The following is a 21,433-nucleotide window of genomic DNA, read 5'->3' on the forward strand; positions in this document are numbered from 1 at the left end:
AAATGCTCTATATCTTTCGGTAGTAAAATAACCAGTAGGCAAATCCAACACCAACCCCCACTAAAGCTGTATTCAATACTTTATGAAAGTTCTCCTTCAAGTACCCTAGCATTTGATCGCCGCCACCAATCCAGTACCCCACCACTTGAAAAATAAAACTTACAAAAAAAATCATTAAAAAGAAGGCAACGCACAAATACAACAGGACCAGTAGTGACTTTTTACTTATTAACATTACCATTCTCCTTATTTTTTATAGAGTTTTGCAATGCGTCAGAGAACCACCCAGAAACAGCTGAGTCAGCTACATTTCCAGAAAGTGAAGGTAAGTTATTTTGAGGGGCTGGTTTTGTGATAGTCCAGACTCCTGTTGGAACCCATTCATATTGCTTCGACACTGGATTAAGTACCTTACTCATAGGCACCTTGATAACATTACCCGCAGCATAACCAGCCGATGCGCCAGCCTTACTTAGTAGAGCCCCCATAAACGGATCGTCGCCTTTAATCTCCGCTTGATAGTAACCACCCGCTGCATTCCAAGATACTGTAGGGTTATAACCTTTACCCGCAGTTATAGCTCCAATCACTCCTGATCCGATCACGTCAGAGAGTTTCACTTCACCAGTCGTGCCGTACTGAATTCCTGCACTGGCCGCAGATGCCACCCCAACAGCAATTAATTGTTCTTTACCCTTGGTAACGGTATTGGTGATAATCGCTTTCCCGCCCATAACCGCAACCGGCCATGGGGTCGGATCGCTTATTACAGATAACAGGCGATCTCCAGTGGTGATATTGTCTTTTAGGAATTTAAGGTCAGTTCCATTTAGGTAATTCACCAGTGCTGCCGCACTCGGATCTTTCAGCTTTACATCCAGCCGGATTTGCGACGGATGCGCATCATTAGCAACATTTGTCGCCCCCTGAATAAGCTCTTCCCATGTCACACAGGCAACGCCACCACCGGAGCAAGCATCAATCAGTTCCTTGCTGTTCTTGTTGCTGATTTCTATGTATTTTTCAACCACTGCGTTACAGTCACCACCGGATGCTTTACAGTCGGAGAGTTCTTTATCAAGCGCTCTGGCTTCTGTACTGCTCAGATAGTTATTCTCCACCGCATTCTTGCCGGCCTGCCCACCGGTCACCGCTCCTGCAGTATCGCCCGTCACCAGCCCGCCTGCAAGCCCTGCGGCCAACTGGCTCAATGCGCTGACCTGCTGCTTCTCGTTTTCGCTCAGCTGCTCTGCCGTCTTGCCCGGGAACAGCTGGCCGGCAATGTAGCGCGCCGCCAGTTCACCGCCACCCGCGCCCAGTCCCCCTGCCGCGACCGACTGGTTGTTCAGCTGCGCGGTCACTGCGCCCAGCATCGCGTGCGCCATCGCATTGGCGGCGATATTGTCTTCACCGACCCGCTTTTTAATTTCCGTCGCCAGGTACGGCGATGCACCGCTGGCCAGTGCCCCGGCCAGATTATTGCCCGCCAGCGCCGTCAGCGCGCCCGTCACCGCCTGCGCCGCCTTCTGCAGGTCGGTGCCGTATTGCCGCATCGCGTTGTCGTACGCCTGTTTCATCACCGCCACATCGTTCGTCGGTTTGCCGGCCTTCTCCAGTTGCTCTCGGGCCTGCGCCAGCGCCGCCGGGTCTTTCTGTGCCTTCAGCCCGGCGATATCGCCCTGCGTGCGGATGACGTCCATTGCCTGGCCGCCAATCTCCCCAATCAACTGCGCCTGCTTCAGCCGGTTCTGCTCCTTCTCCTTGTTGAATATCGGGCTGATGCTGCCGTCGTTGGCATGCTCGGTATCCCGGTTCAGCTGCGCCACATCCTGTTGCTGTTTGTCGGTGTCGCGGACTATCAGCGTACCCTCACTGACGCCGGCCTTCGTCGTGCCCTCGGCATGCCCGCTGTTGTTGGCACCCGACAGCATGCCGCCGGCCATATTGGTCAGCAGGTCTTTGCCCACCGGCCCGCCGGTGCTGAATGACCCGCCGCTATGCGTTGCGCTGTAGTCCGCCTGGTTGTGGATGTCCGTCCAGCCCAGCGTGCCGGTATCGAGGCGGTTTTTCTCTTTGTCCGCCTGGCTTGCAATGACGGCACCATCAAGCTGGGTATGTTCTTTGACTTTGACGTCATACCCGCCTTTGCCCGCAAACAGCCCGGTCTGCTCTTTTACCGAGTCGAAGTTGCTGTGCAGCTTGTCCTTGCTGGCGCTCACGTTGGCTGAACCGGTCATCGAGCCGAAGGTGAAACTGCCGCCCGCGCTGGCGTTTTGCTGCCTGGCATCATAGCGGTCGCTGTCCTGCTGGCTTTGCAGCGTCAGGTCACGGCCCACGTCGACGGTAACCTTTTCGCCGCTGGCCTGCGCGCCGGTAAGCGTGGTGTCGCGGCCGCTGGTCACCTTGAGATTACTGCCCGCATCCAGGGTGGTTTCGGTATGGGTCAGGCCGTTGCCGTTCTCATGTCCCTTGCCGGCATTGACGCCGGCCGAGACGCTGATGCCATAGCCGCCCGAACCGGCGCCGATGCCGACACCGACGTTGCCGCCTTTGCTGCTGTTCTTGCCGACGGTGCTTTCGCTGTTCTGCGCCGACTGCAGGGTAATGTCCCGCGCCGCATCGAGCGACAGGTCTTTGCCCGCTTTCAGCTGGCTTCCGGTGATGGCGATATCGCCACTTTGCGTATTGTGGTTCTTGCCGCTCGCCGTTATCGACAGGTTTTGCCCGGCGGTAAGCGTGCTGCCCTGCGACTGGCGGCTGTCGGTGCGGGTTTCGCTTTTCGACGACTGGCTGCCGTAGGAGGCGCTGATGCCTACCGTATTGGTGGCGCCCTGCGCCGCATCTTCGTCTCCCGGCTGTAAACCGGCAGCGGCGTTTTTCGCCTCCGCCGAGGCGGTCAGCGCATTGTCCCGCTCCCAGGCCTGTGCGGCCTGCACGCCGGACAGCGCCGCCTTGGTGTTTTGCAGCACGTTCAGGCGTCCGTCGCCTTCTTTTCTTGCCTGTTGCGCCGAGCTGACGGCCGCGTTGAGCGCGCCGCCCACGGTGCCCGACAGCGCCACGCTCAGGCCGCTCTGTTTCTGCTCGAAGGTTTCTTTGCGCGTACGCTGATCGTAGCCGGGGTCAATAGTCACGCTGTCGCCGGTCAACGCCAGGTCCTTGTTCGCGATCAGATCGGCGCCACCGATGTGCAACTGGTTACCCGCCGTGATGTTGACGCTGCCCTGACTGCTGCCGACGGTGCTGACACTTTGGCTCTGAGTCCTGCCTTTCTCGTCGATTTCGTGTTTACTCGACTGTTTACCAATGGTGAAGCCGATGCCGCCGCTGCCCAGCAGGCCGCTTTTTTTCTTCTCTTCCAGCAGGTAATGCGTGTCGGTCTCAGTGGCCGCGCCGATGTCGACGTTACGGCCGGCCTGCAGGTTCACGTCCCGGTCAGCGGCAATGGCCGAGCCGGTGACCGTCAGATCGTTGCCGGCGCTGACGCTGACGCTGTTGCCGCTCAGCAGGCTGCCTTTCTCGCGCGTGGTCGCGTCATTGGCGATACTGTGGCTGCTGCTTTTTTTCAGGAAGCCTTTTTTCTGTGACCGCTCTTCACTGAGGGTCGACTCGCGTTCGGTGGCGGTATTGAGGGTCACATCCTGCTTCGCCTGCAGGGCGATGGCGCCCTGGTCGCTGTGCAGGGTGCTTGCCGTGGCGATGATGCTGCCGTTCTGCGCTACCACCGTGACGCCGCCCTGCCCGCTGAGGGTGCTGCCCACCACGTTTTCCCGCAGGACTTCTTCGGCGCGCTCACCCTTGGTTTTCCGGCCGCGACTTTCCTCGTTGGAGACGCGATGCTCGCTGTCGGTGGTGTGGTTAAGGATCACATCGTTTTTCGCCTGCAGGGCGATGGCGCCCTGGTCACTGTGCAAGGTGCTGCCGATGACCGTGACGTCGCCTTCACGCCCGACTACCGTCACGCCGTCGCGCCCACTGAAAGTGCTGCCGGTGCTGATTTCGCGCTCGGTTTGCTCGATGCGACGGCTTTTGGTTTTAGCCTCGCGTTTGTTTTCGCTGTCCTGGTCCTGCGCGCGGGTGCGCGCGTCTTTAATGGTCACGTCCCGCGCGCTGACGCCAATACGCCCCTCTTTACTGTCAATCTGCGCGCCTTCGGCCAACAGGCGGTTGCCCGCCACCAGGGTGACGCCCTGGTCTCCGCTGAGTGCGCTTAATGTCAGGCGCTCTTCCTGGCGGTCGTTGCTGACTGATGAAGTACGGCTGTTGGCGTCCAGGTGCGTGGTATTGGTGGTGCTTTCGGCCCTGATGTTGATATCGCCGCCGGCCTGCACGCGGGTGCTGCCGGCGGCGCTGGCCTGGCTGCCCGTGAACGTGACGTCTCGCCCGGCATTGAGCGTGAGGTTGCCGCCGGCGTTAAGCTCACTCCCCTGAGCCTGCTGCCATTCGCCGCTGACGTGCGCCATCCGGGAGCCTGCCGCTTCCGTGCCGCCGCGGGTGCGGTTACCCATTGAACCGGAGATAACCTCAAGATCGGCGGTATGGCTGCTTTTCGCGGCGGTGATGGTCAGATCGTTACGCGCGCTCAGGCTGAGCGTATCGGCCGCATCCAGTTTCGCCCCCGTGAGCGTGATATCGGTACCGCGCAGGCGAATATCGCCGGCGCTCATCGTCGCCTGACGCAGCGCATCCTGCAGGTTAGTGCTCATGGCCAGACTGTCGGCCTGCACGTCAATGCTGCCGGCTTTGATGTCGCCGCCCTGATGCAGGAACTGCCCGGCGTCGACCGTCAGGGCTTTGTCGGCAAACAGGTTGCCGGCATTGGTGATGCTGTTTGCCGAGAGTTGCAGGTCGCCGCCGCCAATTACCGCGCCATCGCCGGTCAGGCGCAGCGTAGTCTGTGCCAGGTACACCTTCGGTACCCACACCGTTTGCGGGCCGCCTTCCGTTTGCACCGTCTCGCTCACCAGCCAGACGATATCCTGTTGCAACGCTGCAATTTGCTCCGGCGTCAGGGCCACGCCCGGCACCAGATGGAAGTCCTGGGCGACTTTGCTGCCATTGTTCATCAGTTGCTGATACTGCTCCATCGCATCCCAGCCCTTGACGGACGGTTTACCGGTCAGCGCCAGCACCTGCTCGCGCACCAGACGCTGCTCGTAAAAGCCGTCGCCCAGGCGCTTATGGGCCTGCGCGGGGTCATACCCTACGCGTTCTAGCATATAGTCGCTGCTGATAAAGTTGTCGCGGCGGGTAAAGCGTTCATCGGTCACCACCAGGAACGGGCTGCCGGTCGCCGTATGCTGACTAAACAAGCCGTTATTGGGGATGGCGGTGGCCACATTGCCCAGGTGCTGTAACTGCGTCAGCGCCAGCTCAGACGGCAGCAGTGGGCGCCCCAGCGGCGAGGACGGCGCGGCGCCCGGTCTTGTCATTTGCTCGCCCGGTGCCAACGCCGTATCGCCGTCAGGTCGGGCAGCGCCCTCTACCGTGAAGGCCAGCGGATTGCGCTCAAGCTCGGCGCGTTCGGCATCTACCGCCTTCAACGCCGCATCAAGTTGACTGATTTGCGCCTGATTGACCGTGGTGTTGGTGATGCGGGCTCCGTTGATGGTGACCGTGCCATTGCCGGTGATCACCCCGTCAACGGTCACCAGCGCCGTGGTTTCGTCCCGGTTGAACGTGGGGTACCAGTGATGCGTGTCCTTGTCATAATGGTCAACGATAGCCGCCTGGCGCCGCTCATTAACCGAGTAACCGCGGTTGTCCACGCTGCCGCCGCCGTCCTGCGTCAGATTGCCGTTGGCAGTAATGACGCTGGCGTCATTGAGCAACGCTCCCGTGATGCGCAGCACCATGTTGCCGCCCGCCAGAATACGCGCGCCGATCCCCTCACTCACCAGCTTGTCGCGCGTCACCGTGCCGCTCTCGGTACGTTCGCGGAAGTTGTTGTAATCGGTGATGAACGGCGCGCTGTCGATATCGACATGCTTTTCGGGATCCCAGGTCATCACCTGCGTCCAGTCGTGCTCCCAATGGAAGCCGTTTTGGTAAGGCGTCGGGATATTCGACAGCTGGTTTCCCCCCCGCGTCTCGTAGAACGTCATCGCATAGCTGCCATCGGCATTCGGCTTGAGCGCCAGGTAATTGACCCACAGGTCGGTCAGTTGGCCCTTATTGTCCTTGACCCGCACCTGTGCGCGCTTGCCCGCCGCATCAATGGCCAGCAGAGTGCCGTAGCGGGTGGTTTGCGCCGCCGCATCATCCTGGAAAGTCAGCTGTTGGGTAGTCGGCGCCAGGGTGCTTTTGTCAGGGTTGACCTTTGAACCGTAGGAGCGCCAGTAGTAGTTGTAGCGGTGCCATTTGTAGTCGCTCTTCTCCGCGTCACGCTCAATCACCAGCCCTTCGCGCAGGTTGTTCAGGCGACGGGCCTCGACGGTGGCGTCACCGTCAGCTTCGATAAAGCTGGCCCGATTTTCAATCAGGTCATCGCTGTGCAACTGCAGGCGGTCGGCGCTGTAAATCAGCGCGCCCTCCCGATTGGTCAGTCGCTCACCGGCCTGCACCGTCAGGCTGTGGGTCGCCGCCATCACCGCAGGCGCACCGTGGTTGTCGATAATGCGCCCGTTCACGGTGATGTCGTCGCCCATCAGCGCCGCGGTGTTGTCCAGGGAATCGACGTTCAGCGTCATGCTGTCCGCCTCAAGGCGCCCGGTGTTTTGCAAGGCTCCGGTCGTCAGCAGCAGCGTTTTGCCCACCAGCGTCGCCGGATTGGTGATGCTGGCCGCAGTGAGCGCCAGATTGCCTGGCAGCAACCAATCCGCCAGGTTGGTAAAGGCGCCGCTCAGGGAGAACGTCACCGTGCCGTTACTGCTGATCGTTTCGCCGGCCTGATGGGTGTAGTCCTGCTGCGCGGACAGCGTCAGCGCCTGCAGCCCCAGCAGGGTACCGTTCTGATTATCCAAGGTACGCGCATGCACGGTGAGTTGCCCGGCGCTCTCCACGCGCCCGCCCTGGTTGAGCAGCGCCAGCGGCGAGTCGGTCTGTGACCGGTCAGTATTGATATTGAGGTTGCCGTTGGCCAGGATACGCCCCTGGCGGTTGTCCAGCTGCGTTACCCCCGCGAGGGTCATCTGGCCGCTACTCGGCAGGCGGCCTGCGGTATTGTCGATATCATGAGAGGTGATATCGGCGCGTGTGGTGCCCAGTATCAACCCACCATCACGATTGTTCAGACGGTCGGCCTGTAGATTGAGAGCCGCCTGGCTGCTGAGCGTGCCCTGACCGCTGTTATCGAGCGTCCCGGCCTTGAGCGCCAGCCCCTGGGTTGACACTAATTGCCCACCCCGGTTGTTGACCTGCGCCCCCTCAAGGGTGAGCGAGTCGCCGCTGTGCACCTTGCCGTGCTGATTGTTAAGCCGGTCGAGTCGGTAGATGCCCGCCCCCTGACTGATGAGCGTACCTCCGGCGTTGTCCAGCTGCTTTGATGCCACCGCGATGCCGCCGCGGCTGCTGAATACGCCGCGTGTATTATTGATACCGGCGGCCGACACCTTCTGGTCGCCATTACTGCGCACGGCACCGTCGGTATTCTCCAGCAAGCCAAGAATACACAGCGCTACGTGTTGCTGGCCGTCTATCGTCCCGCCGGCATTATTCAGCGTTTGTGCGTCAAGCGCCAGCGCACCACCGCCCTGTATTTTCCCGCCGCGGTTGTCCAGCCCACCGTTCAGATTGAGCCGCAGCTGCTTCTGGCTGTAGAGTTGCCCCGCCTGTGCGTTATCAAGGCTACGGGCGGCAATAGTCAGCGCCTGGCCCGCCAGCCACTGACCACCGGCGTTATTGATGGCGCCGGCATGTTCGCCATCTTTGGCGCCTGCAACAGCAAGCTGCCCCTGCGCCGAGACCTTGCCGTTGCGATTATCGATATCCTGTTTGATGCGCAGAGCCAGGTTTTGCGCCGATTGCATCACGCCCCGGGCGTTATCCAACCAGTCAGCCGTAAGCTGTGCTTCCTGCTGGCTCTGTACGCTGCCCTTCGTATTGTCAAAACCGCCGCTTCTGGCCCGCCAGCTCCCCTGGCTGCCCATCCAACCCTGCGCGTTGACGATATCCTGCGCCTGCAGCATTTGAGACGACTGACTAAAAATCCGCCCCTGGCCGTTATCCAGCTTGTCGGTGAACTGCATGTCCAGGCTGCCCAGCGCGTTGATGGCGCCCTGAGCATTGAGCAGACTGGCGGCGCGCACCTGCGTGCGGCCATTGCCGGTCAAGGTGCCGCCCTGATTGTCCCAGCCGCCGGTCAGGTTCAGGGAAAGCGCCTGCCCGCCGAGCACCACCCCTGCAGCGCGGTTGGTCAACTGGCCTCCCTGCAGAGACAGGTCGCCACCGCTCTGCAGGGAGCCGCCATCATTATCGAACAGGCTGGCTGCACCGCCTTTAACGGCAAGGGCTTGCTGCGCGGTCAGTTTGCCGGTGCGATTGAGGATATTGCCTGTAGCATCCAGCGTCAGGCCTCCGCCGGACTGCAGCCGCCCGCCGGTATTGTCGAGCGACTGCGCGCTGGCGGTGACCTGCTGGCCACCTTGTGCGGTGCCACCCTGGTTGTCCCAATCGCCATCGGTGTTGACGGCGAGTGTGCTGCCGCCTTCAAGCCAGCCGGCGGCGTTGCTCAACCCTTGCTTCGCCGTCAGGTTCGCATCCTGCCTGGCGACCACCTTGCCCTGAGCGTTATCGAGGCGCTGCGCCGTTAGCGTGAGCGACTCGCCGCTGATTTCCCCCTCGCGGTTGCCAAGCACGCCCGACGTAGTGAGAGAGAGCCTTTGCCCACCCAGCAGCTTGCCGGCCTCGTTGTGGACGTCTCGCGCTGACACCGTGGTTTGCCCATTTCCCTGCACCCTACCGTGATGATTGTTCAGCTCGCCCTCACTGCTCACCGTCAGCATCTCACCGGCGCCCAGCAGCCCCTGCGTGTTGTCCAGCCCCTGACGGGCATGCAGCTCAAGCCGTTGTCGGCCAATCACCTTGCCCTGCGTGTTGTCGAGACGGTCAGACTTCACCGTCAGCACCGCGGCGCTGATTTCGCCGCCACGGTTACTGGCATTACCCGAGGTCGTCAGGGTTGATGCCTGGCCGGACAGCAGCTTGCCACCGTCGTTGTTGAGGGTCGTTGCCGTTGCCGTGACGGCCGTTTCGCCTTGCGCCGTGCCGCCACGGTTGTCCCAGTCGCCGGTATGGATATCCAGCGCCTTGCCGGCACCCATCAGGCCGCGTTGGTTATCCAGGCGGCTGGCCGTCAGGTCGAGATTGCCCTGACCGATGATCTGCCCCTGCGCGTTATCCAGCCGTTGTACCGCCAGACGCACGTCATCGCCACTCAGGGTGCCGGACTGGTTATTCAGATCGCTACCTGCCTCAAGCGCCAGGCCGTTCCCGGCCAGCAGGTTGCCCCCGGCATTATTCACCGCACCATCAGCATGGAGCGTGAAGCCCGCCTGGGTTTTTACCGTGCCGCGCTGATTATCGAGGCTGCCGGCGTCGAGGCGAAGAGCTCCGTTGCTGCCCATCGTGCCACCGCCATTGTCGAGCAGGCCACCCACTCGCCAGTGCTGCGCCGTTTCCCCCAGCGCCACCAGGCGACCACGCTGATTGACCAGCCGGCCGGCCGAAAGCAGAAGGCTCTGCGTCTCGATGGTGCCGTCACCGTTATCCAGTGCGCCTGCCAGGGTGAAACGGCTTTCACCGTCACCGGTCTGTGACCAGGTCGCCTGTTGGTTGGACAGGTTGTCGGCATCTACCGTCCAGCGCCCGGCCTTGACCCGGGCCTGCTGCGCATCCACATTTCCCTTCGTGCTCACGGCCAGCTCACCGCTGTCTACGGTGGACTGGCGCAATGCCACCCCGCCCTCGCGGGCCGTCAGCGCGGTACGGCCGGCTCCGACCTGCGCGCCGCTGATATCCACCCGCCGCCCGGTCGCGTTGACGTTCTTTTTACTGAGCAGACTGCCACTGGCGCGAATTTCGCCCTGGCTATCAAGCTGCAGATTGGCATCATGGACCAGCGTGCTGTCGGCATTACTGCCCGCCAGCAGGTGGCCACTGCTTTGGATGCCGCGCGCGGCGTTCAGGTGCACATTCCCGGCCGCCGCCAACGTACCGGATTGCGTTAACATTCCCTCGCGACTCTGCACGGCCAGTTGGCCACCGCTATACACTTTCCCGTGCGTCTCGATGTCGCCTTTTGCCGCCAGCTGAATATCGCCGCCGGCCTGCGTGGCCGCATCCGGCGCACCAGAGCGCCAGCTGAGCTTGCCTTCGCTGCTCACGGTGAGCGTTTTGCCCGCCTGGACCTGTCCGCCCTGGTTACGCACGCCGACGCCGGCTTCAGTGCCAATCATGCGGATACTGCCGCTGTACATGCCGCCCATCTGCCCCATATCGATGGCAAGCTCAGGCCTGGCGCTGCCGTCGCCCGAAAGCGGCGCGGCGGTTTTGCCGTCCGCGATCACGCGATTGCGGCCAGCCACCAGCGTCACGCCTTCTTTAGCCCAGACGCCGGCGTTGACCTCCACCACGCGCGCCAGAATGTCGACGTACTCGGTATCATGACGGGTATCGCCGTTGAGCCCACCGCCCTCGATGCGCACCACGCCACGCTCGACCTGGTAGCCCGCCACACTGCCATCGGCGTTCAGTTGCGGTTTACCGGTGGTCAGCGTCATGCGTCCGGCGTTGATGGTGCCGCAGCCGTTGCAGACAATGCCGGCGGGGTTGGCCACAATCACCTGCGCCTTGCCGCCGGCCACTTCCATAAAACCGCGCAGCTGGCTGGGATTGTTGCTGTTGACTTCGTTGAGGATGACGCGCGCCGGCGCGGAATTGGGATTGAGATTAGGGTTACCCTGGATCATCCCGGCCATCTGGGTCGCGGTCATCACCGCCGAGTTGTTGAGGATGGCGCCTTTGGCGTCGACGTCGAACTGCTGATACTGATTATGTGAGACCCCGGCCTGGTTGGGGGCGGTGATGTTGACCTGCGGCAAGCCGTTCTGGGTATTGATGACCTCCGGCCGCAGGGAAGGATTGGCACCGCCGTCCGCGACAATGCCGTCTGCCATGACGGGGCCGGCGAACATCAACAGCCCAAGCAGCCACACTGACCGACGCACGGTGACCCACAGACGACTTACACCCGTTATCCCTGCACCGATGCGCTGCCCCGGTTCGCTGCAGCAGCTGCGGGCCAGTTCGGACACAACCCGCAGCTCCCCGTGGGTGCGGCTGAAGATAAGGCGATAGCAATGTTTGTTCATAGCAGAGTCCATCCAGGCCCTGTATCAACACCATGCTGCATCAGGCCGTCATTAATGAAGTTTGTTGTCGGGCGACAAACGCCGCCACGGTGAACATAGGGTCAGATTTCCAGGTTGACCCTAAACCCTGCGGTCGCCCCGGAGGTGTGGAACCCCGCCGGTTTGTACAGCGGCACGCCGGCAAACAGGTCATAGCTGAATCGTCCCCACAGCGCGCCGCGCATACCGACCGCACCGCCCGCCAACTGCCGCCCAGGCAGACCGCGCGTATTCGGGCCGTCCACCCGACCATAGTCGGCAGCCAGGTACAGCTCGTGCCCGCGAGAAAACACGTTCCAGGCGATGTCATTGCGCCACAGCAGGCCTTTTTCGCCTGACAGCATCTGTTCGCCGTCAAACCCGCGCACCGTGTAACGACCGGCAATGGCCATCCGTTCTTGTGGCGTCAGCGCATTCGGGCTCCACTGGCCCCGCACGCTGGTATAGACCCGCCAGGGCTGCTCGCCCCAGGTGAAAGGCAGGTTGAACCCCACATCCCCGAGCAGCATACCGGTACGCGCCGAACCGTCGTGATTGACTTCCTCCGGCGCACGCAGCGCCCCGAGGGCGCCGGTGCCGCGGCGCCAGCTGATATTCGCATCCAGCGTATTGCGCCCGAGGTAACTGCGTTGGTTGAGCCCAATCTCCCAGCCGGCGGTGCGCCGCTTTTGCAGGGGCATCTCGATGTCATCCACGGCATTGGTGGAATGCTTGCGGTAGCCGCGCAGGTTGAGCGTTAACTTATGCGACTGGTCACGGTAGAGCAATCGGGAGACGGTCAACTGAAGGTTGTCGCTCTTGCCGCTGTAGCGCAGCACCTCGTGAACGTTGGGGATGTTCTGGTGATAGGTGTAGTCGTTGTAATTGGCCGAGAAGGCCCAGTACCCCACAGGGAAGAAGTAGTTCAGGGTATGCGAGCGGTTGCCGAACGGCCCGTGCTGAAACACATCCTTGCCGATGTTGGCGTAGAACAGGTCATTTTGCGCAAACGGCGCATCGAGTGCCAGAGTGGCCGAACCGAGATAACGCCCGGTACTTTTGGAGCCACTGTCGTCCAGCCCCAGGCTGAGCCGCACCGGCCGCCCCTCGTGCCAGTTGACCTGCAGGTCACTGGTGGCCTCCTGGGCGCCAGGCACGATTTTAATGTCGGCATTGGCGCTGGGCACCCGTCTGAAGTTCTCCAGCCCCTGTTCGATATCACGCAGGTTGAGGATATCGCCGCGCGAGGCCGGAATAGCGTTCCACAGCCGCCCCCGCCAGGAGACAGGCTCCTCAAAACGAATGTCACCAATACGCCCGGGTTGCAACGTCAGCGTCAACACGCCGGTGGTCAGGTCCTGCTCCTGTGCCATTACGCGTGTAGTGACATAGCCTTTGGCCAGTATGGCGTTCTGCACTTTATTGATGGCAAGCACAATACCCTGACCGCCCAGACAGCGACCTTTGGCATCCGCAGCGGCGTCCAGCGCCCACTGAAAGCGAGCGGCCGACTCCCCGACCAGGGTAAGCCGGTTGATGGTGAAGCAGGGGAACTCATTGACCGGGTAATCCGGCAACACGGCCTCGGGGCGGGAAAGGCGCGCATCGGCCTGTGGGGTGTTCTGTTCAAGCAGGGCGCGCTCACGTTCCTGCTGGCGCTGCTGCTCGCGGGCATCAATAGCGGAAGCGGCTCGCTCCGGGGTATCAGAGGGCGTGGCGGCCATGCCCGAGAAAGTGCTGGCGAAAAGAACACCAGCGAGAATGTGGCTTAACGCCTTCGATGTGGATCCGTTCGAAAGAAAAGTCCTTTTCATGAAAATCCATTTCATAAAGTGTAAAGGTATGTAATTTTTGGCGCATTATCCATCCGCCTGTGAGATCAAAAAGCAAGCAAGTCGTGTTTTCGGGAGGAATGATATCGCCTGCGTTGTCAGTTGGGTCACATACAATCCTACTGTGCAGTCAACTGTGCCACGTGTTACATCCTGCAGCGTATAAACACGCTGATTCTCTTCGCGTCACGGTGCTTAGATTCAGGATCTAAACTTCATTCGATACCTGATTTTTAATTATCACGCTCCAAAAACTCAGCCCCCAACCATGCAGAAGTACCATTACGCGTTTTTCCCACATTCAACAAAAATACTTGCCCATCCAACCCGGCTTCAGAAAAGTCAATACCACCATCTTTTGGGGTATAGCGACGAGAACCATTTTTCGGTCGAAATGCCGAGAGACGGTATCGTTGGCCATCATCTAGGGAGGTAAAGTAACAGACAAGGTGGCCCGAGGACGTGGTATTCGACCAGACTTTGAAATCGAGTCGAGCGGCCCAGTCGCCGACAGGTACGGACTGCCATGCATAGCTACCCGGATCCATTCCCGCATCCAGTGCACCGTTATAGCTAAAAGCACGAAGAACGCTCTCATTCATAAAGCCGCCTTAAATCATGGAGGAAATAATACTGACAATCAGAGAGACAACAAACAGAATGATCAGGAGCCCAACAAGCACCATAATAAAATAACGCAATCTGACCAGCAAAAAGCCAATGGCAATAGAGGGGATCACGGTAACAAGGAAACGAATCAACTTATGCCACTCTGGGTTCACAAAGTAAGAGTGGACCAATATCCCCGTACCGATAGCACCAATGAGAAACAGTCCACAAACCCAGCGCCAGTCCATTTCTGCATCATATTCTTCCTGTGATAAAAATCGGTTCCCTATTCGATATCTCGCCATAATGTTACCTTCCCTATATACAATAAACCGGCCCAAAGGCCGGTAGAAAGCGACATACAATGTGAAAGAAATAAAAGCCTTCGGGTTCATTGTAGACCAGAACTAATTGATCCGAAACCGCCCACACAGCTCGCTCAGGTGAAGAAGCAGGTACACCACATCGGCCGCATCCGGCACGGTGATATACCAGCGCGGGTGGCTGTATTCGTCCGGCTGCGGCCATAGCGTGTTACCGGCCACGGTGATCAACACATCGATGCAACGCCCAAGGCGCCCCTCAAGATGCAGTGCCACACTGGTACGACTCCCAATACGATGCGGGTGGGCGGTAAGTTGGATCGGTCCCAGCAGCCTATCGCGGATAGCAGCACAGAACGTCTCAAGCGCCAGCGCATCCGTTTCGCTTAAGGTGGCCACTCCCTGCGGAGGGAGGGTAAACAACGACGGTTCACGACAGACCAGGCCATGTGGTCGAACAACCGGTTCCGGGTATTTCAGCGCCATCATGCAGCCCGTGCCTCCCCGTTCGCCGCCAGGCCGCGCAGGCGATCAAGCTTTTGCGCTACCCTGCGCGCCGCCTCGAGCTCACTGCAGCCAAATTCCTGCATCAGCGCGCGGCGTTCGGCCTTCTCTTCTTTCTCGGTCATCCCCAGCGCCAGATACAGGCTCGGCGGTACCGCACGGAACAGCGCCTCGAGTTTTTTCGACAGCACCACACCTTCGGTATAGCAACCAGACAGCTTGCTGGCCGACAGCAGCACCGCCTTTTGCTCTTCAGTCAGCGCCTTGAAGCGGGCAATGTCGTTGACCTCCTCCGGCGGCATCGTCAGACAAACCCACCACTCCGCCATGTTCAGCATTTTCTCGGCAATATCCGGAAAGTCTTTCAGGTTCTGCGTGGCCAGCCACAGCCAGGCACCGAGCTTACGCCACATCTTGACGATTTTGGTCATATACGGTGCCAGCAGCGGGTTCACCGTCACAATGTGTGCCTCATCCACCGCGAACACGATATCCCGCTCCGAGTACTGGTCTCGTTCGGCAATGTTGTTGATGGTATTGGTCAGGCTCACCATCGTCAGCGCCATCTGCGCCTCATAGCCTTCGCGTGCCAGGTGCCCCAGGTCAATCAGGGTCACATCCGCCTCTGGCCACAGGCTGCCCTCACGGTTAAACAGCTCTGCTTCAAAACTGCCTGCCTGGGTAAACATCCCGAGCGACTCCGCCATTTCGGCCGCTTTGGCCCGGCGCTGGACGTTACGGATATCACTCCCTTCGTCTTTGGATATGGCGTACAATGCCTTCTGCAGGTCTGCCGGCAACATCTGCCGTCCTTCGTCATAGGTCTGCCGCGCTGCCATCAGCAACGCCTCACGGATCATCGCGCGGTCGGCGCGTTTCAGTTCATGTTCTTCTTTCGCATCGCCGCCGGTGATCATCATGCGCGCCGAGATTTCCATTTCTCCCAGGTAATCGCGCTTATCTTCATCCTCGTCGTCATCGGCATCGATGTCCGGCAGGTCATTTTCATCCAGGGCCAGCGAGGTTAACGCATCGTCGACGAGTTTATGCGCGTAGGAGAACGGCGGCAGCGAGACGCCACTGCCCGGTTTGATACTCACCTTGTTGACACTGAGCCCCAGGCTTTCGAAATAATCGGCCAGCAGTCCGAACGAGTTCCCCGCTTCGGCAATAAACAGTCGCGGCCGGTGTAGTGCCATCAGCTGCGACAGGGTCGCGCACAACGTCGCCGATTTCCCCGCGCCGGTCGGACCAAAATACAGCATGTGCGCATTCTGACTCCGGTCGTGCTTGTTGAGCGGATCAAACGTCAGCGTATCCCCACCGCGGTTGAAGAAGCTCATGCCGGGGTGACCGGTCCCGGTTTCGCGGCCGGTCACCGGTAACAGGCCGGCCAGATGCTGTACCCAGGTCAGGCGGGTGTACCAGTGTTTCTTGTCCGTCTCCGGGTTAAAACACATCGGCAACGCCCGCAGGTAGGTATTGAGCGGCGCCACATCAAATTCCGGACGAACCGGCTGCAGGCCGGCGCCAAGCAACACGTTGGTGAGCTCGACACGTTTGTGATTGAGCGTGGTCAGATCGCCGGCACGCAGCAGGAAAGTGATACCGGCACGGTACAGTTTGTGACGATTGCCCAGGTACTCTTTCACCTGCGCCACGTCCTGGCGCACGCGGCCAGATTCAGTATTTTCACCGACGGCATTTTTGGCCAGTCGATTGAAGTCATTCTCCAGCGTGTCCTGCGGCTGCACCACAATCGTCATGCACACCATCGTCCCTTCCGGGAACAGATCCATCAGCGCATTGATTTTCTTTTCGCCGCGTTTCATTTCACCTGTGATTGTGCCCGGTTCCGGCGGACGGCGCAGTTTCTCGACCGGAATGGCGCAATGCGCCTGGTTATCGAACCACCATACGCCGTGATCAGGATCGGATACGGGCGGGGTGAACAGCAGGGTTTCGGCAAAATCATTCTGCACCGGCATCGCGCCTTCCGGCGTGTCACGGCTGTCAAAATAGGCGGCATCGCGGTACAGCGTCTCTTTATCCACCCACTCCGGGCTGGGGTTAAAATGACGCAGCAACCAGTCATGGACCTGCGCACCGTTCTGGCGCACGCAGGCAACGCCGGCACCGGCCAGGGCCCCGGTCACGCGCTCACAGGTCTGATTGAGCATGGCAATCGGTGGCATCGGATCATGATTGCTCTTACCCATCCAGCGATAGACCACCATGCGGGTCCGTCGCTGTTGCCCACGCCATGGCTGGTCTGTTATCAGCGTATCTTTGAACAGGCCTTCCGGACGCGCAATCCCGCGCAGATGGCGCTCGGTCTCTTTCAGCCAGTCTTCAGTAAACGCACTGCCCTGCGCGTGGGGTTTGACATACTGTCGCAGCCTGTCGATATACGCCTCGACATTGTTCTCGTCCTGGCAGAAGAACTGCACGATCCAGGGGTTTTCATCATGTTCGTCAAACGAGTCCTGCAGGGCATCCTCTACAGTATCGCGCATCTGCTCCAGGCGATCGTCCGTCCGTCCTTCGGTCGCCACCGGCGTGATGTCAAAAGCTGCCCCGACGGATACGCCGTCATCGAGCAAGATACACTGCTCACGGTCGAGAAACTCCGCCCAGGGCAGGTAATCAACGATGGACGGATTGGCGTGGTACACCTGCTGCTCATCCTTTACCGTCATCTTGCCCTGGCGCCGTAATGGCTCACGGCCGTCGACAGACAGCGGCACACCGTCCTCGGTCACGTTCAGTGCGTCCTGGGCAACAGCCGCCGGCTTTTTTCGCGCCAGGCGCTTTTTATCAAACAGGGAAAACCGCATCAGTAAGCCTCCGTCCGTTCACCCGGCATCGCATACTGCACCTGGCTGTAGAAAGGAAACACAGTGCTGTACCCCGGCACCGGCGCGTTGCCATCCGCCAGGTGCGGGAACACGTACATCACAAGATCGGGATTCGGCAGGCGCGGGAACTGCTGGCTGATTTCGCTTTCCTGCGTGCGGCTGTAGCTGCGATCGCTCGCGGCTGTTGCCTGGCTTTCGCTCTCGGTGAGCGGCCGGCGCAGGCTGTCGCGCGCCGCCACCGCATTACGCGCCGTTCCGCCGCCATCTTCCCCCTGCCACAATTCCAGCATCGAGCTGTCCCCCGGTGGCAGCATTTCCTCTTTCGACGTTGAACAGCCGGTCAGTGCGATAGCGCCGACCATCACCGCGACGGCCATAACTCGATTAAACAGATTTTTCCGCATGATTATCATTCTCTTATAAGCAAACACAGCAGGAGCAGCACACCCAGCCCAAACGCGCTGCAGGACAGCAAAACCAGCGCCCAACCCTGTGGGCGATTCATCCTTTCGCATTGACGCCACAGCATGCCTTTTCTCCTCTGAATGACGCGTTAATCCAGCCCGCCGGTGTTGCCGTCTTCGCCAGGCAGGCTGAAGTCGTAACGCACCTTTCGCCCTTTGGTCTCAAAGTCGATCGCCAGCTGGCGAGTAATGTGCACGGCCAGCTTCTGGCCCGGCGGAACGTACACGGCGTCGAACATCATGCCGTAGCGCTCACGCACCCAGTCGGCAGTCTCTTTCATCCCACCGGACAACGCTTTGCCCAGCACTGCCTGGCCGGCATTACCGGTCATGGTCGAGGTGATGCCATTCACATTGTTTTGCGTGGTGTATTGCCCCTGACTGATCCCTTCCCCGGCGGCACTGGCCGCCGACAAAGCGGCGATCGTCGGCAGGTAAGTCGAGGCATTGGACTTACGCTCTCCACTGATGCACGGGATGCCGTTGTCATCGGAGATCCAGCCAATGCCGGCGGTGGTGCTGACATCCTTCGCATTGCTGCCGGCAGTATTGTTACTGCCGTTGGCATTCATGTTGGTGTTCGGTTTTGGCAGGGTGCGGACCGTCCCGTCCGCAAACACGAAGGTGATGCTGTTGACCTGGCCGCGCACGCACGACAACGTCCAGTCCCCGCTGGCGGTCCCCGAGACAATCGCACCCTCGACGTCCGGCAACTCGATGCCGTTCGCCGTCAGGTTGTCTTTGCCAATCATCAGCTTGAACGGGTAAGGGTCAGTCACCGTGCCGTTGATCGGCACGCGCCCCAGCAGCGCCGTCATGGCGCGGCTGCCCACCAGGGTGGAATTCTCAGGCAGGGTAAACACCGGCTCGGCGTTCTCCTCCCCTTTTTCATTGGTATGTCCTTTAACCTGCTGCTCATAGGCAGCTTTTTGGCGTGTGATCGCATTGTCCGACAGGAACGACGTCGGGAACTGCGGGCCGTCTTTGACGCTGTTCGGATTACGTGGGTCGGGTTCTTTCATGTCTTTCGGTCCGACCCACATCAAGCCATCCTGACCAGGAGCGGCACCACCGTCCCCGGCGCCCATGCCATCCAGTCCCAGCCCCAGCGGAATATCACTGTCGCTTTTTGCCTTGTCCTTGTTTGCACTCAACTGCTCGGTCAGCGTCTGGATTTTTCCCATCAGCGTTTGTTGCTCCTGCTGAAGCTGCTGCTGGCGCTGCTGCGCTTGTTTTTGGAAGCCGCCCACAGCCTCATTGACCTGACCGGACACATTGGCATTGCGCTTGCGAAGTTCTTCGTTTTCTTTCAGCACTTTATCAATGTTTTTCTGCAGCTCGGCCTGCTGGGTTCGGGTAGTCCGTAGGGTGCCCACCAGGGTACGCAACGTGTCCTCCGGGGTATCCCCCTCCACACCCAGCGCCCGCAGCTCTTCCGGCGACATGCTGGCCAGCACGTTATGCGCCTGCTGAGTCTCCTCCTGTGTTTTACCGCCGCTGCAGGCCTTAAGTCCGACGAGGATCGCAGTGGCCAGCACGCCGAACACAATCACTTTCGGCAACATGTTAGATTTCACCTCAGCCATGGTTTGCCCCCTTCTTCGCCGCTTTTACGGCTTTGCGAACCGCTGATGGCTCCGCGACAAACGCCCCGTCCGGGCGACCGGACGTGACCAGATACAGCGTTGTGGTGTCTTCCGGGGTCCCCACCGGGCCGAGATAGCGGTGCTGGAACGTCGCCGTCACAAACTGCCCCTGCAGTACCCGGGGATCGAGCGTGATTTTGCGGCTGGCGGTGTTTTGCACCTTCAGCGCTACCACGTTGCGGCTGCCAATACCCCAGCCGCCCAGCGGCGTGATGGTCACCGGCTCTGACGGGTACAGTGTGGTGATACGTTTCGGCAGGTGCGGGTTGACCGGATGAATGCCGGGCACCGCTTCAACCGTACGCACCGGGCCGTACAGGCTTTGTGCTGCGTAACGCGTCAGGACAACCGGCAGCGGCGCGTTGTATTTGACTTTTTTACGCTTCGCCTGGGTGCCGTTATCCGCCCCGGGCGCCGCGTTGTTTCCCCCTGAAGCAGCTGACGCGTCACTGCTGCTGACTGAGGTCACGTCACCGCTGTAGACAATACGCACCGGTTCAGCCGAGCCTTTGTCCGATGCCGTCACATCAAGGAGAATAACCTCCCCGTTTTCCACGTCCTGCAGCTGCAGACGCGTAGGCGGGAAAGCCGCATCCGCTTTCAGGTAGACCGCACCGCCACTGCTTTGTACCCGCAGCTTGCCGTTCAGCGCCGGCGGGAATCCGACGCGGACATTTTTATCGGCAAACAACACCCGCTCCTTGCCGACGGCCAACGGGATTTGCAAGGGGATACGCTCCCATTTCATCAGCTCTTCCGCCTGCGTAACCGGCACGATAAACGCCGCCGCCAGGGGAAGTACACTCAGGGAAAGCGCCAGAACACGTGCTTTCATCATTGGAATACTCCTTTTTTCTCAGGCGCGGGTTCCACCGGCGCCGCAGCAAGACGCTGTGGCATGCTGTCGTAACAATCCAGTGCCAGACCAAACTCATTACGTTCCGGATCCCCTTCTGCGCGCACCACTTTCAGCGGGTAACGTGTCAGTGCGCGTTTCACCGGTTCGCCGGCAAAGGACTCGTCCGCCACCAGATCAAGGCTCACCACCCAGTTATCACGGCCTTTGACCGTCACCGGGCTCTGGTTATAGCGGCCGTTGTAGCCATGCTCAGGGATTTCGAATACCACGCGCGTTCTGCCGGCAAGCTCACCGCTTTCGCTACGCTTTTTGGCGTCCGCCTTCAGGAAACGTGCGCAGGAGTCGGTCAGATAAGGAGACAGCGCGGCAATTTTGGCCGGGTAATCGGCATCACCGTTCTTTGGCCAGGCATTGAGTTGCTGGAAGATATAAAAGCCGAAGCTGTAGACCGTGGACGGTGGTACCTCCCACCAGGCGCGGGTAGAGCCGCTGCGCAGGTCTGGCGGGTTATGGATGGTCAAATTGTCTGGCGCCCGCATCCAGCCGATGCTGGCTACCAGAAGGAAAACGACCAGCACGCCACAGGCAACACGCAACGTGAGGATATGCTGATCGCGGTTTTTAACCGCATGTCTGAAACGGCTCATGTGGACCTCTTAACAACGCGGCTGCGACGCAACGACCAGCCCTGTTTGTCAATAATCAGGGTGGGATCACCCCACCCCATGCGACGTTTACGCGCCTCGAGGCGCTGCCAGATATAATTCTCCGGTTTACCGCGCTTCAGACGCGTCAACCGGCTGCCCCCAAACCAGATGACGAGAAGCGGCGTCACCAGCATGCCGGTGGGTATCACGACCCAACCGGCAAGGGGAAGAAACGGCAACGACACGAGCAGACCCAGCCCTACGCCCGCCAACGCCGCCAGTCCCATCTCCGGGGTGGTGAACCCCCGGAAGACGACAGGCTCTGCGTTAAGACGGTCAGGTAAGAATCGGATAGTCTGCATGGCGG

General features: G+C 60.2%; 12 protein-coding genes. All 12 read right to left on the minus strand.

Going from position 1 to position 21,433, the window contains the following annotated elements:
• Positions 1-7: 7 nt before the first annotated feature.
• Positions 8-235 carry a hypothetical protein gene (locus tag FHU12_RS20490; protein WP_055313698.1) on the minus strand — a complete coding sequence of 76 codons (228 nt, stop codon included), beginning with the start codon at positions 233-235 and terminating at the stop codon, positions 8-10.
• Entirely contained in the window at positions 222-11,306 is an 11,085-nt protein-coding gene (locus tag FHU12_RS27470; protein WP_141971471.1) for a hemagglutinin repeat-containing protein, read from the minus strand. The genes FHU12_RS20490 and FHU12_RS27470 overlap by 14 nt, the downstream gene beginning before the upstream one ends.
• A gap of 101 nt (positions 11,307-11,407) precedes the next feature.
• Positions 11,408-13,138: a ShlB/FhaC/HecB family hemolysin secretion/activation protein gene (locus tag FHU12_RS20500; protein WP_141971473.1), complete on the minus strand. Its 1,731-nt coding sequence runs from the start codon at positions 13,136-13,138 to the stop codon at positions 11,408-11,410.
• 251 nt (positions 13,139-13,389) lie between these two features.
• Positions 13,390-13,758 (minus strand): hypothetical protein, encoded by a 369-nt coding sequence (locus tag FHU12_RS20505; RefSeq protein ID WP_141971474.1) that lies wholly within the window; start codon positions 13,756-13,758, stop codon positions 13,390-13,392.
• A gap of 9 nt (positions 13,759-13,767) precedes the next feature.
• A complete protein-coding gene (locus tag FHU12_RS20510; RefSeq protein WP_141971476.1) occupies positions 13,768-14,070 on the minus strand; it encodes a hypothetical protein in 303 nt (100 codons plus the stop codon).
• Positions 14,071-14,172: 102 nt separating this feature from the next.
• Positions 14,173-14,577, minus strand: a complete 405-nt coding sequence (locus tag FHU12_RS20515) for an acetyltransferase (protein ID WP_141971477.1) — start codon at positions 14,575-14,577, stop codon at positions 14,173-14,175.
• Positions 14,574-17,429 carry a conjugative transfer ATPase gene (locus FHU12_RS20520; protein ID WP_141971479.1) on the minus strand — a complete coding sequence of 952 codons (2,856 nt, stop codon included), beginning with the start codon at positions 17,427-17,429 and terminating at the stop codon, positions 14,574-14,576. Before FHU12_RS20520 ends, FHU12_RS20515 begins: the two co-directional genes overlap by 4 nt.
• The gene (locus tag FHU12_RS20525; protein ID WP_089181312.1) at positions 17,429-17,854 is read right to left on the minus strand and encodes a TIGR03751 family conjugal transfer lipoprotein; all 426 of its coding nucleotides are present in this window, start codon (positions 17,852-17,854) and stop codon (positions 17,429-17,431) included. The genes FHU12_RS20520 and FHU12_RS20525 overlap by 1 nt, the downstream gene beginning before the upstream one ends.
• A 149-nt stretch (positions 17,855-18,003) precedes the next feature.
• The gene (locus FHU12_RS20530) at positions 18,004-19,500 is read right to left on the minus strand and encodes a TIGR03752 family integrating conjugative element protein (RefSeq protein WP_141971480.1); all 1,497 of its coding nucleotides are present in this window, start codon (positions 19,498-19,500) and stop codon (positions 18,004-18,006) included.
• Entirely contained in the window at positions 19,493-20,398 is a 906-nt protein-coding gene (locus FHU12_RS20535) for a TIGR03749 family integrating conjugative element protein (protein WP_141971482.1), read from the minus strand. The genes FHU12_RS20530 and FHU12_RS20535 overlap by 8 nt, the downstream gene beginning before the upstream one ends.
• Positions 20,395-21,066, minus strand: a complete 672-nt coding sequence (locus tag FHU12_RS20540; RefSeq protein ID WP_141971484.1) for a PFL_4703 family integrating conjugative element protein — start codon at positions 21,064-21,066, stop codon at positions 20,395-20,397. The genes FHU12_RS20535 and FHU12_RS20540 overlap by 4 nt, the downstream gene beginning before the upstream one ends.
• Complete coding sequence (locus FHU12_RS20545; protein WP_086580534.1) at positions 21,063-21,428, minus strand: TIGR03750 family conjugal transfer protein; 366 nt, start codon at positions 21,426-21,428, stop codon at positions 21,063-21,065. The genes FHU12_RS20540 and FHU12_RS20545 overlap by 4 nt, the downstream gene beginning before the upstream one ends.
• Between the last annotated feature and the right edge of the window lie 5 nt (positions 21,429-21,433).

This window comes from Serratia marcescens (assembly GCF_006715005.1).
Taxonomy (GTDB): domain Bacteria; phylum Pseudomonadota; class Gammaproteobacteria; order Enterobacterales; family Enterobacteriaceae; genus Serratia; species Serratia montpellierensis.

Coding starts and splice junctions, on each gene's coding strand:
- FHU12_RS20490 (WP_055313698.1), bottom strand. CDS start 235: ATGTTAATAAGTAAAAAGTCACTACTGGTCCTGTTGTATTTGTGCGTT.
- FHU12_RS27470 (WP_141971471.1), bottom strand. CDS start 11,306: ATGAACAAACATTGCTATCGCCTTATCTTCAGCCGCACCCACGGGGAG.
- FHU12_RS20500 (WP_141971473.1), bottom strand. CDS start 13,138: ATGAAAAGGACTTTTCTTTCGAACGGATCCACATCGAAGGCGTTAAGC.
- FHU12_RS20505 (WP_141971474.1), bottom strand. CDS start 13,758: ATGAATGAGAGCGTTCTTCGTGCTTTTAGCTATAACGGTGCACTGGAT.
- FHU12_RS20510 (WP_141971476.1), bottom strand. CDS start 14,070: ATGGCGAGATATCGAATAGGGAACCGATTTTTATCACAGGAAGAATAT.
- FHU12_RS20515 (WP_141971477.1), bottom strand. CDS start 14,577: ATGATGGCGCTGAAATACCCGGAACCGGTTGTTCGACCACATGGCCTG.
- FHU12_RS20520 (WP_141971479.1), bottom strand. CDS start 17,429: ATGCGGTTTTCCCTGTTTGATAAAAAGCGCCTGGCGCGAAAAAAGCCG.
- FHU12_RS20525 (WP_089181312.1), bottom strand. CDS start 17,854: ATGCGGAAAAATCTGTTTAATCGAGTTATGGCCGTCGCGGTGATGGTC.
- FHU12_RS20530 (WP_141971480.1), bottom strand. CDS start 19,500: ATGGCTGAGGTGAAATCTAACATGTTGCCGAAAGTGATTGTGTTCGGC.
- FHU12_RS20535 (WP_141971482.1), bottom strand. CDS start 20,398: ATGATGAAAGCACGTGTTCTGGCGCTTTCCCTGAGTGTACTTCCCCTG.
- FHU12_RS20540 (WP_141971484.1), bottom strand. CDS start 21,066: ATGAGCCGTTTCAGACATGCGGTTAAAAACCGCGATCAGCATATCCTC.
- FHU12_RS20545 (WP_086580534.1), bottom strand. CDS start 21,428: ATGCAGACTATCCGATTCTTACCTGACCGTCTTAACGCAGAGCCTGTC.